Annotated in this window: 12 protein-coding genes, 1 tRNA gene and 6 pseudogenes; 14 read left to right on the plus strand and 5 right to left on the minus strand. The window is 63.7% G+C overall.

Annotated elements, in window-relative coordinates; all coding sequences use genetic code 11:
- Nucleotides 1-81 precede the first annotated feature (81 nt).
- The 5 genes and pseudogenes from FQ389_RS12100 (at nucleotide 82) to ku (ending at nucleotide 3,824) form a co-directional block, all read left to right on the plus strand.
- Nucleotides 82-1,332, plus strand: a pseudogene (locus tag FQ389_RS12100) (mannitol dehydrogenase family protein).
- Nucleotides 1,329-1,716 (plus strand): annotated as a pseudogene (locus FQ389_RS12105) (carbohydrate kinase); the annotation flags it as partial. The pseudogenes FQ389_RS12100 and FQ389_RS12105, both read left to right, overlap by 4 nt.
- Before the next feature lie 2 nt (nucleotides 1,717-1,718).
- Nucleotides 1,719-2,138, plus strand: coding sequence for a hypothetical protein (locus FQ389_RS12110; protein ID WP_144207981.1), 420 nt, complete (start codon nucleotides 1,719-1,721; stop codon nucleotides 2,136-2,138).
- A gap of 113 nt (nucleotides 2,139-2,251) precedes the next feature.
- Entirely contained in the window at nucleotides 2,252-2,755 is a 504-nt protein-coding gene (locus FQ389_RS12115) for a GGDEF domain-containing protein (RefSeq protein ID WP_260860706.1), read from the plus strand.
- Between the two features lie 151 nt (nucleotides 2,756-2,906).
- On the plus strand, nucleotides 2,907-3,824 hold the full coding sequence (gene ku / locus FQ389_RS12120; protein ID WP_144207987.1) for a non-homologous end joining protein Ku: 918 nt from the start codon (nucleotides 2,907-2,909) through the stop codon (nucleotides 3,822-3,824).
- Nucleotides 3,825-3,829: 5 nt separating this feature from the next.
- Here ku and pstA read toward each other — a convergent pair whose 3' ends face one another.
- From pstA to pstS, 3 genes are read right to left on the minus strand one after another with little or no spacing between them, the layout of a single operon-like run.
- Nucleotides 3,830-4,735 carry a phosphate ABC transporter permease PstA gene (pstA, locus tag FQ389_RS12125; protein ID WP_144207990.1) on the minus strand — a complete coding sequence of 302 codons (906 nt, stop codon included), beginning with the start codon at nucleotides 4,733-4,735 and terminating at the stop codon, nucleotides 3,830-3,832.
- The gene (gene pstC / locus FQ389_RS12130) at nucleotides 4,732-5,748 is read right to left on the minus strand and encodes a phosphate ABC transporter permease subunit PstC (RefSeq protein WP_144207993.1); all 1,017 of its coding nucleotides are present in this window, start codon (nucleotides 5,746-5,748) and stop codon (nucleotides 4,732-4,734) included. Before pstC ends, pstA begins: the two co-directional genes overlap by 4 nt.
- A complete protein-coding gene (gene pstS, locus FQ389_RS12135; protein WP_144207996.1) occupies nucleotides 5,735-6,856 on the minus strand; it encodes a phosphate ABC transporter substrate-binding protein PstS in 1,122 nt (373 codons plus the stop codon). The genes pstC and pstS overlap by 14 nt, the downstream gene beginning before the upstream one ends.
- Nucleotides 6,857-7,329: 473 nt before the next feature.
- Here pstS and FQ389_RS12140 point away from each other — a divergent pair.
- From FQ389_RS12140 to FQ389_RS18050, 8 genes and pseudogenes are all read left to right on the plus strand, one after another.
- Nucleotides 7,330-8,117 (plus strand): annotated as a pseudogene (locus FQ389_RS12140) (SDR family oxidoreductase).
- A gap of 25 nt (nucleotides 8,118-8,142) precedes the next feature.
- A pseudogene (locus tag FQ389_RS12145) lies at nucleotides 8,143-9,011 on the plus strand (NAD(P)H-dependent amine dehydrogenase family protein).
- Nucleotides 9,012-9,082: 71 nt separating this feature from the next.
- A pseudogene (locus FQ389_RS12150) lies at nucleotides 9,083-9,795 on the plus strand (SDR family oxidoreductase).
- Between the two features lie 75 nt (nucleotides 9,796-9,870).
- Nucleotides 9,871-11,100, plus strand: a complete 1,230-nt coding sequence (locus FQ389_RS12155; protein ID WP_144207999.1) for an Nramp family divalent metal transporter — start codon at nucleotides 9,871-9,873, stop codon at nucleotides 11,098-11,100.
- 449 nt (nucleotides 11,101-11,549) lie between these two features.
- Nucleotides 11,550-11,966, plus strand: a pseudogene (locus FQ389_RS12160) (LLM class F420-dependent oxidoreductase); the annotation flags it as partial.
- Nucleotides 11,967-12,020: 54 nt separating this feature from the next.
- Nucleotides 12,021-12,093 (plus strand) — tRNA-Arg (locus FQ389_RS12165).
- Between the two features lie 620 nt (nucleotides 12,094-12,713).
- A complete protein-coding gene (locus FQ389_RS12170) occupies nucleotides 12,714-13,337 on the plus strand; it encodes a DUF732 domain-containing protein (RefSeq protein WP_186296388.1) in 624 nt (207 codons plus the stop codon).
- Between the two features lie 970 nt (nucleotides 13,338-14,307).
- Nucleotides 14,308-14,535, plus strand: a complete 228-nt coding sequence (locus FQ389_RS18050) for a hypothetical protein (RefSeq protein WP_186296389.1) — start codon at nucleotides 14,308-14,310, stop codon at nucleotides 14,533-14,535.
- A gap of 128 nt (nucleotides 14,536-14,663) precedes the next feature.
- On the opposite strand, the gene FQ389_RS12180 is transcribed toward FQ389_RS18050, so the two are convergent.
- Complete coding sequence (locus FQ389_RS12180; protein ID WP_144208004.1) at nucleotides 14,664-15,008, minus strand: hypothetical protein; 345 nt, start codon at nucleotides 15,006-15,008, stop codon at nucleotides 14,664-14,666.
- A gap of 124 nt (nucleotides 15,009-15,132) precedes the next feature.
- On the opposite strand from FQ389_RS12180, the gene FQ389_RS12185 reads away from it, so the two are divergent.
- Nucleotides 15,133-15,312, plus strand: coding sequence for a hypothetical protein (locus FQ389_RS12185; RefSeq protein ID WP_144208007.1), 180 nt, complete (start codon nucleotides 15,133-15,135; stop codon nucleotides 15,310-15,312).
- On the opposite strand, the gene FQ389_RS12190 is transcribed toward FQ389_RS12185, so the two are convergent.
- On the minus strand, nucleotides 15,244-15,597 hold the full coding sequence (locus FQ389_RS12190; RefSeq protein WP_260860707.1) for a DUF421 domain-containing protein: 354 nt from the start codon (nucleotides 15,595-15,597) through the stop codon (nucleotides 15,244-15,246). The genes FQ389_RS12185 and FQ389_RS12190 overlap by 69 nt on opposite strands.
- Nucleotides 15,598-17,087: the final 1,490 nt, after the last annotated feature.

The following is a 17,087-nucleotide window of genomic DNA, read 5'->3' on the forward strand; positions in this document are numbered from 1 at the left end:
TCTTGCGGTTGTCGGTCGCGCCGACCGGAGGTTTTCTACCCCGTTAACGATCCGGGCAGTGGTCCGGGGATGAGTTAGCCAATGGTGGCTGGCGCGGTCAACCTGAACAATGCGGCGCTCGGGCGGCTGCCCATCGAAGCACCGCGCTATGACCGCGCCGGCATCGGTGTCGGTATCGCCCACATCGGAGCCGGTCACTTTCACCGGGCCCATCAGGCGATGTACATCGAGCGGTTACTGCAGCAAGGCCTGGCACCCGACGATCCGGAATCGTCGTTGGCGGTGCTCGCCGCGGCCTCCACCCGGATCATCTCGTTGACCATCACCGAGGGCGGTTACCGCGATCCGGACGGGCCCCGTGTTCGCGTTGATCACCGAGGCCCTGCACCGACGCCGGCACCGCCGCATCGCCGCGCCGACGATCGTGTCGTGCGACAACATCGAAAGCAACGGTGAGATCGCGCGGCGAGCGGTGCTGGCAAACGCCGAAAGCCAGGATCCCGAACGGGCTGACTGGATCGCCGAGCAGGCCCGCTTCCCGAGTTCGATGGTCGACCGCATCACTCCGGCCACGGTGTAGATAGGCCGAGGAGGTGCGCCGAGATTTCGGTGTCAACGACCGGTGGCCGGTGCTGGCCGAACCGTTCGCCGCGTGGGTGCTCGAAGACGCCTTCGCCGACGGCAGACCACCATTGGAGCGGGCCGGTGTTCTGCTGGTCGACGACGTCGCCCGTACGAACTGATGAAGCTGCGGCTGCTCAACGCGGGGCATCAGTGCCTGGCCTACTTCGCCCATCTGTGCGGCTTCGAGTTCGTCCACGACGCGGCCCGCGATCCGTCGTTCGCCGACTTTCTGTTCGGCTACTTCGAATCCGAGGCCATTCCCACGCTGCCGCCGGTGCCGGGCATCGATCTGCACGACTACAGCCGCACGTTGATCGAGCGGTTCGCCAACGCCGGCGTCCGCGACACCGTTGCGCGGCTGTGCGCCTACTCGTCGGATCGCATCCCGAAGTGGCTGGTGCCGGTGATCAATGACAACCTCGCCCGGCGGCCCGGTTCGGCTGATGGCGGCAGCGGTGGCTAGTTGGGCCCGCTACGCCGAGGGGCACCGACGAGTGGGGTGAACCGTTCGAGGTGGTCGACCAGCTCGCGGACTCGCTGATCCCGATCGCCCGGACGCAGTCCGAGAATCCCACCGCCTTCATCGAGATCACCGCAACGTTCGGCGATCTGGCTGCGCAACCTGCCTTCGTCCAGGCCTACCGCTGGGCGCTGGAGTCGTTGCACGACAAAGGCGCTCGCGCGACGTTGAAGGCATTGGTGCGATGAGCCGTGGTCTGGTGATCGGCGAGTCGCTGATCGATGTCGTCGGTGACGACGAACACGTCATCGGCAGTCCCCTCAACGTAGCGGTCGGGCTGTGCCGGCTGGGGCCGCGACGTCGATTTCCTCACTCACATCGCCAACGACCCGCACGGCCGGCGCATCGTCGAGTACGTGAAAGTCTCGGGCGTACAACTGTTTCCGGGAAGCATCGGTGCCGTTCGCACACCCACCGCGGTGGCCACGATCGGCGCCGACGGCTCGGCCACCTACACCTTCGATCTGGAGTGGAAGCTCTCCTGCACAACGGACGTCGCCCCACCGCTGTTCGTACACACCGGGTCGATCGCAGCCGTGCGTGAGCCGGGCTGCCTGGCCGTCGCGGCGCTACAGTGCCTAACCTGGACGGTTACGGCCTCCTGAACTCGTGGCGGCGGATTTCGGCCGTCTTCATCGCCTCGTTCGCGGCCTACCCGTTGATCATGCTGTGGAGCCCGGCCGGGCCGGTCAATCCGGTGGCGCGTGCCGTGACGATGGTGGCGGCATCATTCGGAATCGTCGACGCCGGGTTACGCTGGAAGCGTTGGCCGACGCGACGGCAATCAAGCGTGTGGCTGCTTATCGCGATCACCGGCATCGCGGCGATGCTGTTCACGCTGGCGAATCCGTACGTGGCGTTAATGAGCTGCACGACCTTCGCGCTCCTGAGCGCCTACATCGCCTATTTTCACACCATCGGTTATGTGCTGGTCAACCCTGGCGGTGACGTGCTTGGCGGTGCTGGCGTACCGAATCATCGCCGAGACCCGTGACGTCGCCCTCACCGCCGAGTCGCTGATCGTGGTGCTCGGGCTTATCGTCGGCGTTCCGTTCGGCATGCACTCGCTGGTGCACACGCTGCGGACCGACCTACAGAGCTCCGATCGTGATCCGCTCACTGGCCTGCACAACCGGCGTTCCTTCAACAACTCGGCCTACGAACTGCTCAGGGTCCACCGCAACACAACCCGGCGCGTACCTGGTGGTCGCGGTGATCGATCTCGACGACTTCAAGCGGCTGAACGACACCCACGGCCACGCCGCCGGCGATCAGGCCCTGGTCGTCACCGCCGCACTGCAACGCAGTTGTCGGGCGACCGCGGTGATCGGCCGCGCCGGCGGCGAAGAAATCGTGGTCGCCGATATCGAGACCACACCGATCCCCTCGGCCATGGCCGAACGGATCTGCCGCGCGGTCGCCGCACTGCCGTTTGAGATCACCGCGAGCATCGGCACGTCCAGCGTCCCGCTCGACGCCGAACCTCTCACGACGGCCATGCAACTCATCGACGACCTGATCCGGACCTCGGACGCCGCCATGTACCAGACCAAACGCGCCGGCGGCAACCAGGCCCGCCATCTTTCCGGGGCGGTGCCCACACCCAAGTGACGGCCCCGCCGCTGGGCACTTATCACTGATCGTGTTGAACAGCAACGGTTTTCACCCGACCCGGACCGTCCTCTGCCTGCAACTCGCGCTGACCCTGTTCAGCACGCCTGTCAGGCTGTTTTGCCGGCACCGGTGTGGGCATGCTGGCTGCATGCGTTCTATCTGGAAGGGTTCGATCACATTCGGGCTCGTCAACGTGCCGGTCAAGGTGTACAGCGCCACCGAGGACCACGACATCAAGTTCCATCAGGTGCACGCCAAGGACAACGGCCGCATTCGCTATCAGCGGGTGTGCGAGGTGGACGGCAAGGTCGTCGCATACCGCGACATCGCGCGGGCCTATCAGTCCGACGACGGCCAGATGGTGATCATCACCGACGACGACATCGCCACCCTGCCCGAAGAACGCAGCCGCGAGATCGAAGTGCTTGAGTTCGTTCCCACCGGCGACGTGGACCCGATATTGTTCGACCGCAGCTATTTTTTGGAGCCCGATTCGAAGTCCTCGAAACCTTATGTGCTGCTGGCCAAGACACTCGCAGAGACGGACCGGATGGCCATCGTTCATTTCACGCTACGTAACAAGACCCGACTTGCGGCGTTGCGGGTGAAAGACTTTGGCAAGCGAGACGTGATGGTGATCCACACTCTGTTGTGGCCGGACGAGATCCGCTACCCGGACTGTCCGGTGCTGGACAAGAAAGTCGAGATCAAGCCCGCGGAGCTCAAGATGGCCGGCCAGGTGGTGGAATCGATGGCGGAGGACTTTAACCCGGATCGCTACCACGACACCTATCAGGAACAGCTGCACGAGCTGGTTAAGGCGAAACTCGAAGGCGTAGAGGCGTTTACCACCGAGGAACAACCGAAGGAGCTGGACGAGACCGGAGACGTCTCCGACCTGCTAGCCAAGCTGGAGGCCAGCGTGAAGGCTCGGTCTGAGAACGGAAACGCACCGGCGAAGAAGACCGTTGTCAAGAAGAAGACGGCCTTGTCGGGGGCCAAAAAGTCCGCCGCCAAAAAGGCGCCGGCGAAGAAGGCCGCCGCGAAAGCCTCGTCACGCTCCTGAGCGCGTCATAACCGCCGGAGGCCGGCCAGGAAGCGAAACGCCACGGCGGTGAGGTTGATCCCGGCCACCATGATGATCAGGGTCAGCGCCGCACCCCAGATCCGCAGGAAACCCGCGTGCTGCGGATTGGTGAGTTCTGTGTAGATCAGCATTGGCAGCGACGCCATGTTGCCGTGGAAGACGTCGAGGTTGATCGACCGGTTATATCCTACCAGGATTAGCACCGGCGCGGTTTCACCGATAACCCGCGCGACCGCCAACAGCACACCAGAGATGATGCCCTGCGTCGCGATTGGAAAGACAATCCGCACAATGGTTTTCCACTTGGGTACGCCCAACGCATAGCTGGCCTCGCGCAGTTCGTTGGGCACGAGTCGCAGCATCTCCTCGGTGGACCGCACCACGACCGGCAGCATCAGTAGAACCAGCGCCAGCGACACGGCGAACGCGCTCTGCTGAAATCCCAACGTGGCGATCCACAGGCTGAAAATGAACAGCGCCGCCACGATCGAGGGGACCCCGGCGAGCACGTCGACCATGAAGGTCGTCACCTGCGCCAGCCGCCCGGAACCGTATTCGACCAGGAACACCGCCGTCATCAAACCGAGCGGCACCGCCAGCGCGGCAGCCACCCCGGCCTGCACCACCGTCCCGTACAAGGCGTGGTAGACACCCCCGGCGAACTCCTCAGGTAACACCCCCCGCAGCGAGTGCGTCCACCAATCCGGCCGCGTCACGGCGTACCCGCCCCGCGCGATCACCACCCAGAGCACCCAGATCAGCGGCACCAGGGCAACGCCAAAGGAAGCAAGGAAAAACAGTGTCGCGACGTGATTTTTGATCCGCCTTGACACGCTCAGCGGCTGCAACACCGTGAGCTTGACGGGTTGCCGCAGGATGTCGGTGCTCACGCGTTGACCTTTCCGCCGGCGACCGCCCGGGCCGCCGCGTTGACCACGAACGTCACGACGAACAACGCGAAGCCGGCGGCGATATACGCCCCGGTCGGCAATGGTTCGCTGAACTCCGATGCCGCCGAGGCGATTTTCGAGGCAAACGTGTAACCGCCGTCGAACAGCGACCAACTGCCGGGACGGGCCGCCGCCCGCAAGATGATCAGCACCGCAACGGTCTCGCCCAGTGCGCGCTCCAGGCCGAGCATCGACGCCGCGACCACGCCGCTGCGGCCGTACGGCAGCACAGTCATGCGGATCACCTCCCACCGAGTGGCACCGAGCGCCTGTGCCGCTTCTATCTGGATCCGCGGAGTCTGCCGGAACACTTCTCGCGCAACCGAAGTGATGATCGGCAGGATCATCACCGACAGCACGATCCCGGCCGTGAAGACGGTGCCGCCACCCGCCAGCGACACGTTGCCCTGCCTGAACAGAAAGATCCACCCCAGATGGTGATTCAAGAATTCAGCGACCGGCTGCAGTTTGGGTGCCAGCACAAAAATTCCCCACAGCCCGAATATGATCGAGGGCACCGCCGCCAACAGGTCGACCATGGCGGCGAACGGGCGGGCCAGGCACGCCGGTGCGTACTGGGTGAGGAACACCGCGATCCCCACCGCGACCGGCACAGCCAGCACCAGCGCGCTGACCGAGCTCAGCACGGTCACCATCAGCAGGTCGCGGATGCCGAACGCCAACGCCGCCGCATTACTGGTGTCGAACTCGGCGCTGGTGAAAAAGTTCACGTGGTTGACCCGCAGCGCGGGGATGGCCCGCACCAGCAGGAAGATCGCGATCAGCACGATCGCGATCACGATCGTGGAACCGGCGGCGGTGGCGATCGACTTAAACAGCCGATCGCCCCGCCGGACCGCGCGTACGTCAACCGCCGCCAGAGCGGGCTCTGTGCCGGATGAGCTGACGGGCGGTCGTTCCGCCACTACGAGCTCGGGGTCACGAGATCGCATTCGCCACGGCCGACAGTCTCGACCCGAACGAATCCGGAAGGGGGATGTATCCGTTGCCGGCCAAGCCGTTCTGACCAGCACCGATGGCGCTTTGCAGGAAGGCCTTCACCGCCGCACCGACCTGGGCGTCGGGATACTTCGAGCAGACGATCTCGTAAGTGGCCAGCACGATCGGGTAGGCGCCAGCCTGGCTGGGACGGTAGAAGGAGATCGTGTCGAGGACCAAGTCGTTGCCCTGCCCGGTGATCGAGGCTCCATCGATCGTCTTGCCCACCGAGTCGGTGCTGATCGCCACCGGGTCCGGACTGGCCGAGGTGACGATCTTGGCCATGTTCAGGTGCTGTGCCTGGGCGAACGACCATTGGTTGTAGCTGATCGAGCCGTCCGTTCCCTTGACGGCGGCGCTGGTGCCGTCGTTCCCCTTGGCCCCCTCGCCGACACCGCCGGTGAATTTCTTTCCGGCGCCCTTGCCCCACGCACCGTTGGACGCGGCATCGAGGTATTTCTGGAAGTTGTCGGTGGTCCCGGACTCGTCGCTGCGAAATACGACGTGAACCGGCTGGTTCGGCAGCGTCACACCGGCGTTGAGCGCCTGGATCGCGGCGTCGTTCCACGAGGTGATGCCGCCGTTGAAAATCTTCGCCAACGTCGGGCCGTCGAGGTTCAGCGACGTGACCCCACTGGTATTGTAGGTCACCGCGATCGGGCCGAACACCGTGGGCAGGTTCCACGCCGGCGAGCCGCACCGCTGCTGCGCGGCCGCGTACTCGTCCTTGCTCAGCGGTGAGTCCGAGCCGCCGAAATCTGTTTGCCTGCCCGTGAATTCGTGGATACCGGCGCCAGATCCGTTGGGAGTGTAGTTCAACGTCTGCCCCGGGCAGGCCTGCTCGAACGCCTTGACGAACCGGGTCATCGCGTTGGCCTGAGCCGTCGACCCGCTCGCCTTCAACGTCTTAGCGCCCCCGCAGGCCACCTTCGCCGAAGTCCCCGAGGGGGCACTCGTCGCCAAGCTCCCTCCGGACGCGTTGTTGTCACTTCCACATCCCGAAATGACGAATGCCCCCGCAGCCAGCACACCCATCAGGCCGCCAAACCAGTTGATTTTCAAGTCAGTTCCTCACCTTTACGATTGAACGCCACGGCCCTGGCCGCAGCAGCCTACAAAATCAACCGTCTGAGTCGCGAACATGAAGCAACGGTACGGCCAGGTTAACGTTCGGCAAATCTTGACATGGCAGACGCCCCCGAACAGGCCGGCCCGCAAGCCTGACAATCGCGGTATTCGGCTGCTCCCGTCGCGCGTGGCGACGGCCGGCCGCGGGCAGTCTCCGCCTAGGGTATGACCTTCGTTGTCCGCCAAGCTATTTAGGAGAAATGCCTATGAGCCTTGGACAGATCGTGACGGTCGCCGCGCCTGGTACATACCGCTCGGCCCGGTTCGCCCCCGCATCCCAATAAATGGAATCGGCCGGTGCATTGCGCCAGGCATATGCCAAACTAGAACCTGTTTCAGAAATGCCCGATACGAGCCGGTCAGTCTTATTTCCGTTTCGGTCGACACCTCGACGAAGAGCGGCCGTAATGATCCTGGACAGGTTCCGTCTCGACGATAAAGTCGCTGTCATCACTGGTTGTGGCCGCGGACTGGGGGCAGCGATCGCGGTGGCGTTTGCCGAAGCGGGTGCCGACGTCCTCATCGCGTCGCGTACAGAATCCCAACTAGAGGCCGTTGCCAAACAGGTCCGGGAGGCCGGCCTCCGGGCCTACACCGTCGCCGCCGATTTGGCGTATCCGGAGGCGACCGCCCAGCTGGCCGAGCAGGCGGTCGCGGCCTTCGGACGACTGGACATCGTCGTCAACAACGTCGGCGGAACCATGCCCAACACGCTGTTGACCACGTCGACGAAGGACCTCAAGGACGCCTTCACCTTCAACGTCGCCACCGCCCACGCCCTGACCGTCGTCGCCGTTCCGCTGATCCTCGAGCATTCCTGCAAGGGCAGCATCATCAACATCACTTCGACCATGGGGCCGGCTGGCCGGGCGAGGATTCGCCGCCTACGGCACCGCCAGGGCCGCGCTGTCGCACTACATCCGGCTGGCCGCGCTCGACTTGTGCCCGCGCATCCGGGTGAACGCCATCGCGCCGGGTTCGATCTTGACCTCGGCGCTGGACGTGGTGGCCTCCAACGACGAGCTGCGCAAGCCTATGGAGAAGGTGACACCCATGCGCCGTCTCGGCCCATCGACATTGCCGCTGCGGCAGTGTATTTGGCATCACCTGCCGGAAACTTCCTGACCGGCAAGACACTCGAGGTCTAGGGGGCCTGACCTTCCCGAATCTCGACATTCCCGTCCCGGACCTGTGATCAGCCACCCCTGAAGGAGCCAGTCATGCCCATTCGTGTCGTTCAGCTGGGCACGGCAATGTCGGTATCCATGCGTTGCGCGCGCTCATCACCAACCCCGCATTCGAGCTCACCGGCGTATGGGTGTCCTCAGACGCCAAAGCCGGCAAGGATGCCGCAGAGCTTGCCGGGCTTGCGAATTCGACCGGCGTACTGGCCAGCACCGACCTGGATGCAGTACTCGCCGGCGGACCACAGTGCGCGGTCTACAACACTCTCGCCGACAACCGGCTACCCGAAGCGCTCGAGGGCTACCGCCGGGTGCTGGCGGCCGGGATCAACGTCGTCGGCAGCGGCCCGGTCTTCCTGCAGTATCCGTGGGAGGTCATACCACAGTAACTCATCGGACCGATGGAAGATACTGCACGCGAGTGCAATTCGATCGTATGCGTCAACGGAATTGATACAGGTTTTGCCAACGACCTGCTACCGCTGGCCCTGGCCGGCACCTGCCAAAGTATTCAACAACTGCGATACATGGAGATCGTCGACTACGCGACCTACGACAGCGCCGCAGTCATGTTCGACGTCATGGGATTCGGTAAGCCCACAGACGTCATCCCCATGCTCCTGCAGCCCGGTGTGTTGAGCCTGGCGTGGGGATCGGTGGTCCGGCAACTGGCTTACCCGCCCAGCCCGGCGGGTCCTACCCCGCGTCGAGATCACCGGTGAACCGTCCTACGCCATGGACATCTGCCTGGGCAGCCGCAACGGCGATGACAACCATGCTGGACTGGTCGCCACCGCGATACGGGTGGTGAACGCGATCCCCGCGGTGGTGGCTACCCTGCCGGGCATCGTGACCACGCTCGACCTCCCCTGATCACCGGCAAGGGACTATACGTACCGCAGTGACGTGTCTCACGGCATGAACCATGCTGATCCGGCGTTGCCTCCGTTGGCTGCATGGGCGGAAGGGGAATGCGATGTCGAAACGACGAGTCCTGGTCACTGGGGCGTCGAAGGGAATCGGGCGTGCGGTCGTCGACCGCCTGGTGGCCGATGGCCACGAACCCATCGGGTATGGCGCGCAGCGCGCCGCCGGATTTCCCCGGCCAGTTCCGCGCGGCGGATTTGGCGAGCCGCGAGGCGACGGCGGCGGCCCTGGACGAGATCCTCGCCGAGGGCCCAGTCGACGCGGTGGTCAACAACGTCGGCCTGGGGGTTCGGCCGCATCGGGTCGGTCGATCTGGACGATCTCGCGCATGCCTACGACATGAACGTGCGCACCGCGGTCAAGGTGGTTCAGGCGGTGTTGCCCGGCATGGTCGAGGCGGGGTGGGGCCGCATCGTCAACGTCAGTAGCCTAACGACGCTCGGCGTCGCCGAACGGACTCTATGCCGCGGCGAAGGCCGCGCTGGAGACCTGCACCCGGATCTGGGCCCGCGAGCTGGCGCCGTCGGGCATCACCGTCAACGCGGCGGCCCCCGGGTCCGACGGGAGACCGAGATGTAACGGGAACGCAGCCCGGTCGGATCGGAGCGCGAGGCGCTTCTGCTCACAGGTATTCTGCTGCAGCGCGTCGGAGTCTCCGTCGAGATCGCCCACGTGATCTGCATGCTGCTGCACGAGGATGCGGGCTATCTAACCGGACAAATCCTCCGGGTCGACGGCGGCGGTAGCACCGGCGCCACCTAGGCCCGGCAGCGGCCGGCCAGCAAGTATCGGCTACCCTAACTTTTTATTCGGTAGTGCGGATCGAAGGTCGGTCAGTTGGCGCAGGACACCCGGGCCTCGTTCAAGACGAGCTGGTATCTGCTCGGGCCGGCGTTCGTCGCCGCCATCGCCTACGTCGATCCCGGAAACGTCGCCGCCAACGTCAGTTCCGGCGCCCAGCTAGGTTATCTGCTGCTGTGGGTGATCGTCGCCGCCAACGTGATGGCCGGGCTAGTGCAATATCTCTCGGCCAAACTCGGCCTGGTGACGGGACGTGCCCTGCCCGCGGCGATCGGTAAGGACATGAGCCACCCGCTGCGGCTGACCTTCTGGGCGCAAGCCGAAATCGTGGCGATTGCAACCGATGTCGCCGAAGTCATCGGCGGGGCGATCGCGCTGCGGATCCTGTTCGGACTGCCGTTGCCGCTCGGCGGGGTGATCACCGGCGTGATGTCGATGCTGCTGCTGGCGATCAAGGACCGCCGCGGACAGCTCATTTTCGAGCGGGTCATCACCGGCCTGTTGCTGATCATCGCGGTCGGCTTCGCGGCGAGCTTCTTCGTCACCACGCCACCGCCCGGCGCCGTACTCGGCGGACTATTGCCCCGGTTCCAGGGCACCGAAAGCATGCTATTGGCCGCCGCCATCCTCGGTGCCACCGTGATGCCGCACGCCGTGTACATGCACTCCGGCCTGGTGCTGGATCGGCACGGGTACCCCGAACCCGGCCATGACCGGCGCTGGCTGTTGCGGATCACCCAGGTGGACGTGGTGCTGGCGATGGCCGTCGCCGGGACGGTGAACGCGGCGATACTGTTGGTCGCCGCGATCAATCTGCGCGGCCAGGCAGACGTGGCGTCGATCGACGGCGCCTACAGCGCGATCCACGGCACGCTCGGCCCGAGCACCGCGGTGCTGTTCGCGGTGGGCCTGCTCGCGTCCGGGTTGGCCTCCTCGTCGGTCGGCGCTTACGCCGGTGCCATGATCATGCAGGGACTGCTGCATCGATCGATACCGATGATGGTGCGACGGCTGGTCACGCTGTGCCCAGCCGTCGCACTGTTGGCGCTGGGCCTCGACCCGACCCGTTCGTTGGTGATCTCGCAAGTCGTGCTGTCGTTCGGCATCCCGTTCGCGGTGCTGCCGCTGGTGCGACTCACCAGCAACCGCAAGCTGATGGGCGAGGACACCAATCACCCGGTCACGACCGCCATCGGCTGGGCGGTCGCGCTCCTGGTCACGCTGCTCAATGTGGTGCTGATCCATCTGACAATGAAGGGGCAGTAGCAAACGTCGCACGCCTGCGGCGCCGACCTGACGGTGCTGGCGCTGCGGTACGCCGATTCCGATGAGATGCTGCTTCGAACGCACCGGACAGAAAAGGAATTCCACCATAAAGACTCATCTGTTGATGGCCGTGTTCGGCACCGCGTCGGCGGCGTTGGCCGCTGCGGTTGTGTGGACCGCACCGTCGGCCTCGGCGGAGACCCCTATTGCAGTGGCCTTGGCAACACCCAGCAAGTCCACGAGTGCAACTGCGGATTCGACTTCGCGCCGGGCAGTCAGGAACTTCGTGACTGCTTGGCCGGGAATGCGGCCCCGGCGCCCAAACCGTAAAACTTGCGTCATCCTTCACGGGATTCGTCCGACCTTTTGCAGGTTTTCATCTCCGCGCCGTGTTGACCGCGCACAAATTAGCGGCCTTCACTGTGAAGACCGAAGGGAAAACCCCGTCACATGCCTTCACCCCGCTGGCTGACCCGACTCGCCGCTTGCTGACCATCGCGGCCCGCAACGCCGACATCATTGGGTTGACCGGTTCCAAGGTGCGCGCCGTCGACGACCCGTTCGCCGAACGGATCGATTTCGTCCGCAACGCCACCAGGGACCGGGTCGACTCGCTGGAGTTGAACCTAGCCATCACCGCGATGCCGCGGCTGGGCGAGACCGAACCGGACCTGAAGCTTACCCGCAGCTACGCCCTGGATCTGTCCTACGAGGAGATCCTTTCCCAGCTCTCGGTGCTCAGCGGATCGCCGCGCGCGATCGCCGACACCCTACTGGCGTACCGGGAGAAGTACGGGGTGTCCTCCTTCACCGTGCAGGACAACAACATCGACAACTTCGCCAAGGTCATCGCGGAACTGCGCTGACGGCCTGAGCATACCGGGGCGGGCCGGCCCGCCCCGGTATGCTCAGGCCCGTTCGCCCTCGTAGCTCAGGGGATAGAGCACGGTTCTCCTAAAGCCGGTGTCGCAGGTTCGAATCCTGCCGGGGGCACTTTGTGGCGTGTATGACTCGGCTGATGGTTAACAGTTACTTCGATTGATCCTTGACGTATCCGTCGGCCGGTGCGGCGCTTGACATCGAGATGTCCAACGGGTGAAGCGTGAGCGACGTATAGGATCTCACAAGTAAAATCCAGCCGTGTTTAAGCTCTCGCGATCATGATCAAATCACACTGAACAAATTGGGCGTAGCGAGCCGGTCGCGACGTATATTGTGGTAGCAGTCCATTGCGCATCCGCCCAGGATCTGCCAGAAAACAAGTGGCGGGAGGCTCAAATGCCAATGATTTATAGTTTAGCCGAGTGGGGTGGCAAATGTCAATTCGGTTCCATGCAGTAATCAGCCCCGGCATGCCGTTAGGTGCATGTGAAGCGTTTGACGGGAACCGCACCGTGTCCACCGCGTCCGCGCCAAGGCGGGCCCAGGATGCCACACAAAAAGCGGGGTTAGTTGGCGCGGCCGTCCTGGCAGCCGTCACTTTGGATGCGCACCCTGATCCGAACGCCGATCCGGAATCGGGATGCCCTCAATATGCCTGCCCCCAGGGACGGCTCCGGGGTGCGATCGGCATCCCACCAGGGAACGGCTTCAGCAGAAACGGAAACCCTGCCATGTTTGCCGGCATCACCACTCGCGCTGGCTACTTGATTGCCGCCATTGCGGCGTTGATCGGCGCCGCCATTCTGCTGGGCGGCCCAGCAGCGGCCAACTCAACCCAAGACGATCAGTTTGTGGCACTCCTCAATCAAGAAGGCATTGCACCCATTTCGGGTGTCCCGGCGCTTATCGAAACAGCCCACAAAATCTGTGCATTGCTCGGTGGCGGCATGTCACCGGATGCAGTGGTACAGGCGCTGGTGGACAACGCCAACAACGTGACGCCCGGGCGCGACCCTGGCAGAGTCCGGCGTAGCGAAACCCTTTTCCTCAAGGCGGCGGTGGGAGCTTATTGCCCGGGCAGACCTGTAGCGTGGACCAGCCGTCGTCGGGTTGTGCTCGCGTCGTATTCGGACGGGATCCAGCAACCGGCACCTGTTCCGCTTCCGCAGGTTCCCGACGCAAATACCATGATTTCACCACGCGTGATGGCGCCCGCGGCCCCGCCAAAGAAAGGCCCGCCGGTTGTCGGCCCTCCGGCAATTGGTGGTGGCGGCGCCGGCGGCAATGGCGGAGGTGCCGGCGGCATGACAACGAAGCCTCCCCTGGAGCCGGGCCTCATCACACTGGCACCGTGAGACCGAGCTCGCTACCACTCCGTTGGTCGGGCGCGTCGACCGTGGGGGGATATGCACGCCTCACCCGTCGATTGCATCCATAGCCCCCACGCTCGACGGCCCGGTGCTCGCCCTGTCGCGAAATCAGCCAAATTAAGCACGAATTCGTAGAACGACCGCACCGGTCGACGAATCGACATCTAAAACGCCGTGAGACGGGGCCACCGCATCCGCAATGGGCCTCGCGTCGAATGTGATTTTTTTTCTCAATACATTTGATGTGGACGCCGGGACGGACACTCACGTCGGAGTATTGGATGAAAGCACACGGGGAACTGCCCGAGGTCGCCGACCACCGGATAATCGCGGGTTGAGCCTTAAACGAATAGGCGGAACCGGCTGCTCGAGCAAGTTGGTCTCGGTGTCACCGTCGTGGACCGCCACGGCAGTGGTGCTCTATTACAACAATTGGGCGTCCGAGCACCTGGACCGCGAATCCGGCTACCTTGGCCACAGCGTCCACACGACCGGCATCATCGCACGGTTACCAACCAGCGGTTTGACGCCATGCTCCAACTCTTTGTGGACAGCCGCACGGAGCCCGTCTGCTACGTCGCCAGTCCCTACGGTAAAATCACCATCCTGGTGACCGGTTTCGCCGATCCGGATTGACGGCGAACTCATCGGTCTTTAACAACTGGTGCAGCTCAAAGACGAAATACAAGAACTCTGTTCACGTTTCGACGCCTCGGGCCGCGAATCGTTAGACCGCGAAATGCTGCCCATCGTTGACATTCTGGCCCGTGGCTGTCGGCACACCGAGTCGTCAGCCAGGACGCTGTTCGCGTTCGCCGTCACCCGGGTGATTCGGTCGCGGGGGTGATGACATTTCACCCGGGCAGGCAGCACGCTCGTAGTCAAAGCGCCGCGGCTCTCGCACGCATATCCACCAGTACGCTTCCGTGTCTCGCCGACACGGAAGCAGGACCCCGTGGCCGACGACGCGCCATTCAAACGAGCTATGAAGAAGTACGAACCGGTGAACCCCAGAACCGCATTGCTCTTGTGCAACCGACGGTCGCGGCGCCAGTTTCGCGTCGACACCCGGGCCCAGGCCCGGTCCTTGCTCGAATTCGATCGAGCGCCGATCTCGTTAGGCTTGTATCCGTTGCTGCGCGACCACTATCGGCGCGTCATCTTCGCCGGAACGGGCCCGTAGCATATCGCTGGCCTGCCGAGTTGGCGGCGGCTCGTGGCGGCGCGGGCGAAGCCGCTTGGTGGGTCGATGCGAAGAGTCTGTTGGAGACCCCGCGACTTGCCACCCCCGACTCGCTGCTAATCGTCACGTCATGATCGGGCTTGAACGCACATATCCGAACCTTGGCCGATGAGCTCGGCCGAACCATCAGGCCGGAAGCGGTGGTGGCGATCACCGATGACATGGCCAGTCCCCTGACTGCCGTCGCGGACTGTGAGGTTCTCCTGCGCAGCGCGGCAACCGGCAGCCCGACAGGATTTTTCAACGTACTGATCGTTCACGATTATGTCGCCTCGATACTCCTCAACGAGGACAGTGACGATTTCGCGCGCACCGTCGCCACCGCGACGCTGCCGCCCGAACTTCGTGAAGTGGCTGCCAGCGTTGCGGTCCAGCAGGATTCGCGGTTGTCCTATATCTGGTTCAACCAGCACGCCGCGGCCGCGCTATACGCAGCATTGCTCACGAACAACGCGACCGGGATCGACGCCACGGGGCCATACCGCGGAGCAAGACCTACGCGGCCTTGTGCGACGGGCGAACGCTCGGCTGACCGCTGTGCTTTTCGATTCCTTCCTGCACTCGGACGGGGCCTTGCCCGCACTGGCTGGCGATCTGCTGGCGGCAGAGTCCAGCGTGATAGTCGTCGGCGGCGCCGACGTTCCCGACTCAACTCACATCCCTACTCCCATTGCGCATGTCGGCGCCGAAGTTGCGCGCACCGTGATGGTCATCTAGCAGTTCGTGTCGACTTTGGCTTCCTACGTGCCCGCCTGACCATTTCTTCTCATCCGATTCCAATATCGAGATAGCACCCTTGGCTTCGATAATCGCCAGGTGCACGTGTTCGGGACTTTCGTGGCTGTGCTGGCGCAGCACAGCCTCCAGGTCGGCAGTCGTGAGTCCGCACCGCCGTAGGTTACGTTGCTCGACGCGTCCATTCCGGATCAGCACCTTCAGCGGCGGATCGATGAAACGTCGAACCCCTGGAGCGAAGCGCAATCTCGCCAATACGGCATGCACGAGAAGGATACACGATCACCAATCCGCAGAGCTTGCCTGTATTGATCGCGGGTACGGGCAATATTGGTTGCGGGTACGGGCAATCTCGCCGTATCCGGGTGTGTCGAAGAATTCGAGCGTGGCCATGTGCGCATTTTCTCTTATCATTGATCGGCGGTTGCTGTGCCGTCAGCGTGGTCGGCCCAGGTCTCGGGGGTCACCGCTTGGCTCACCGACCACTATCCACCCGACGGGGTGAGATGTCGTCATCCGGCTGGGCAGTTCATCCGGGTGATGGGTGTCGTCGAAGATCATTCCGCGCACGCCGCCTTCGACAACCGGATGACCTCGCCCGCCGTCAGGTCGACCTCGGCGAATCCCACCGACAACACCGTCCTGGCAAAGAAGACGGCGGTGAGATACGCGATGGCAACCGCCCAGCGGTTGACCAGCCGGGGAAGCGCGTAGAGATGGTAGGCGCGAGTGACAAACTTGGCCGGGTAGCCCGACAGGTGTACGCCTAGCGGGTTGGCGACGGCGTAGCGCGGACCCAGGTCGACGACCATGCCTTTGTCGCTGTGCCGGTAGTCCTTCCGTTTGCGGTAGCCGAGACTCGCGGCGACGTTGTAGGTCAACGTCTTAACTTGCCGGACGGCGTGCTGGGCCGTGGGCGGGGCGATTTTGCCCTGCCCCAGTTCCGGCATGACGTGGTCGGACAGATCCAGCAGCACAAACCACACCAAGGCTCGATCGAAGCCGATCTGCTTGGCCGCCGCGTCGGCAAGCGCGCGCAGTTGTGCCGTCAACTCGGATCCGAATACGAGGCACCGACAACGACAATCGTCCGGCGCGCCCGCCGCGCGCATTAGTGTTCGTCGCCGTTCGCCAGTTCCGGCTGCTCGATCACACGATCGCGCAGATACAGCGCCTCAGCCGTCGATTTCAGGCCGTGTGCATATTTGGCCAGGCCGGGCGTATCGAAGAGCTGAGTGACCGAACCGGGCGTCAAGACCAACCGGTCCCACGGCAGCGCTGCTACCCGACCCTCCGGATCGGTGAACGAGAGCGTATGCCGGTCGAAGTCAACGCTGTCGACGCGGCCGCGCACCGTCCGCACACCCTTGAGCGTTCCGGCCAGCGAGATACAGACAAAAACCGCGGGTCGACCAGGCCGCCCGCGACATCCGCCGGCAGGGGCGTGTACTGCAGGTAATCGACTGGCGAAACAATGGTCACCCGTGCCTCCGAGACGCGCGACCTGGCTAACCGCCGGCACAGTCTGCACGCACACTCGAAGGCGGCGAACCCGCTGCCGACGATATGCAGTGTGTAGATCTCGGTGGTCGCCGTATCATTTAAAAAACACATGCACACAAGGTGCTTGCCGGCGTCTAGACTTAGTCGTAGATCTGGTGAGTAAGATGTACTATCATGGAAGTAGTGATCGTAGTGTGTCTGACGTTACTGGTCGGCTAAGTTAGCTGTGGCTGCTCTGTTGTCGCGGTCGACTT

This window comes from Mycobacterium tilburgii (assembly GCF_902168065.1).
Lineage (GTDB): Bacteria > Actinomycetota > Actinomycetes > Mycobacteriales > Mycobacteriaceae > Mycobacterium > Mycobacterium tilburgii.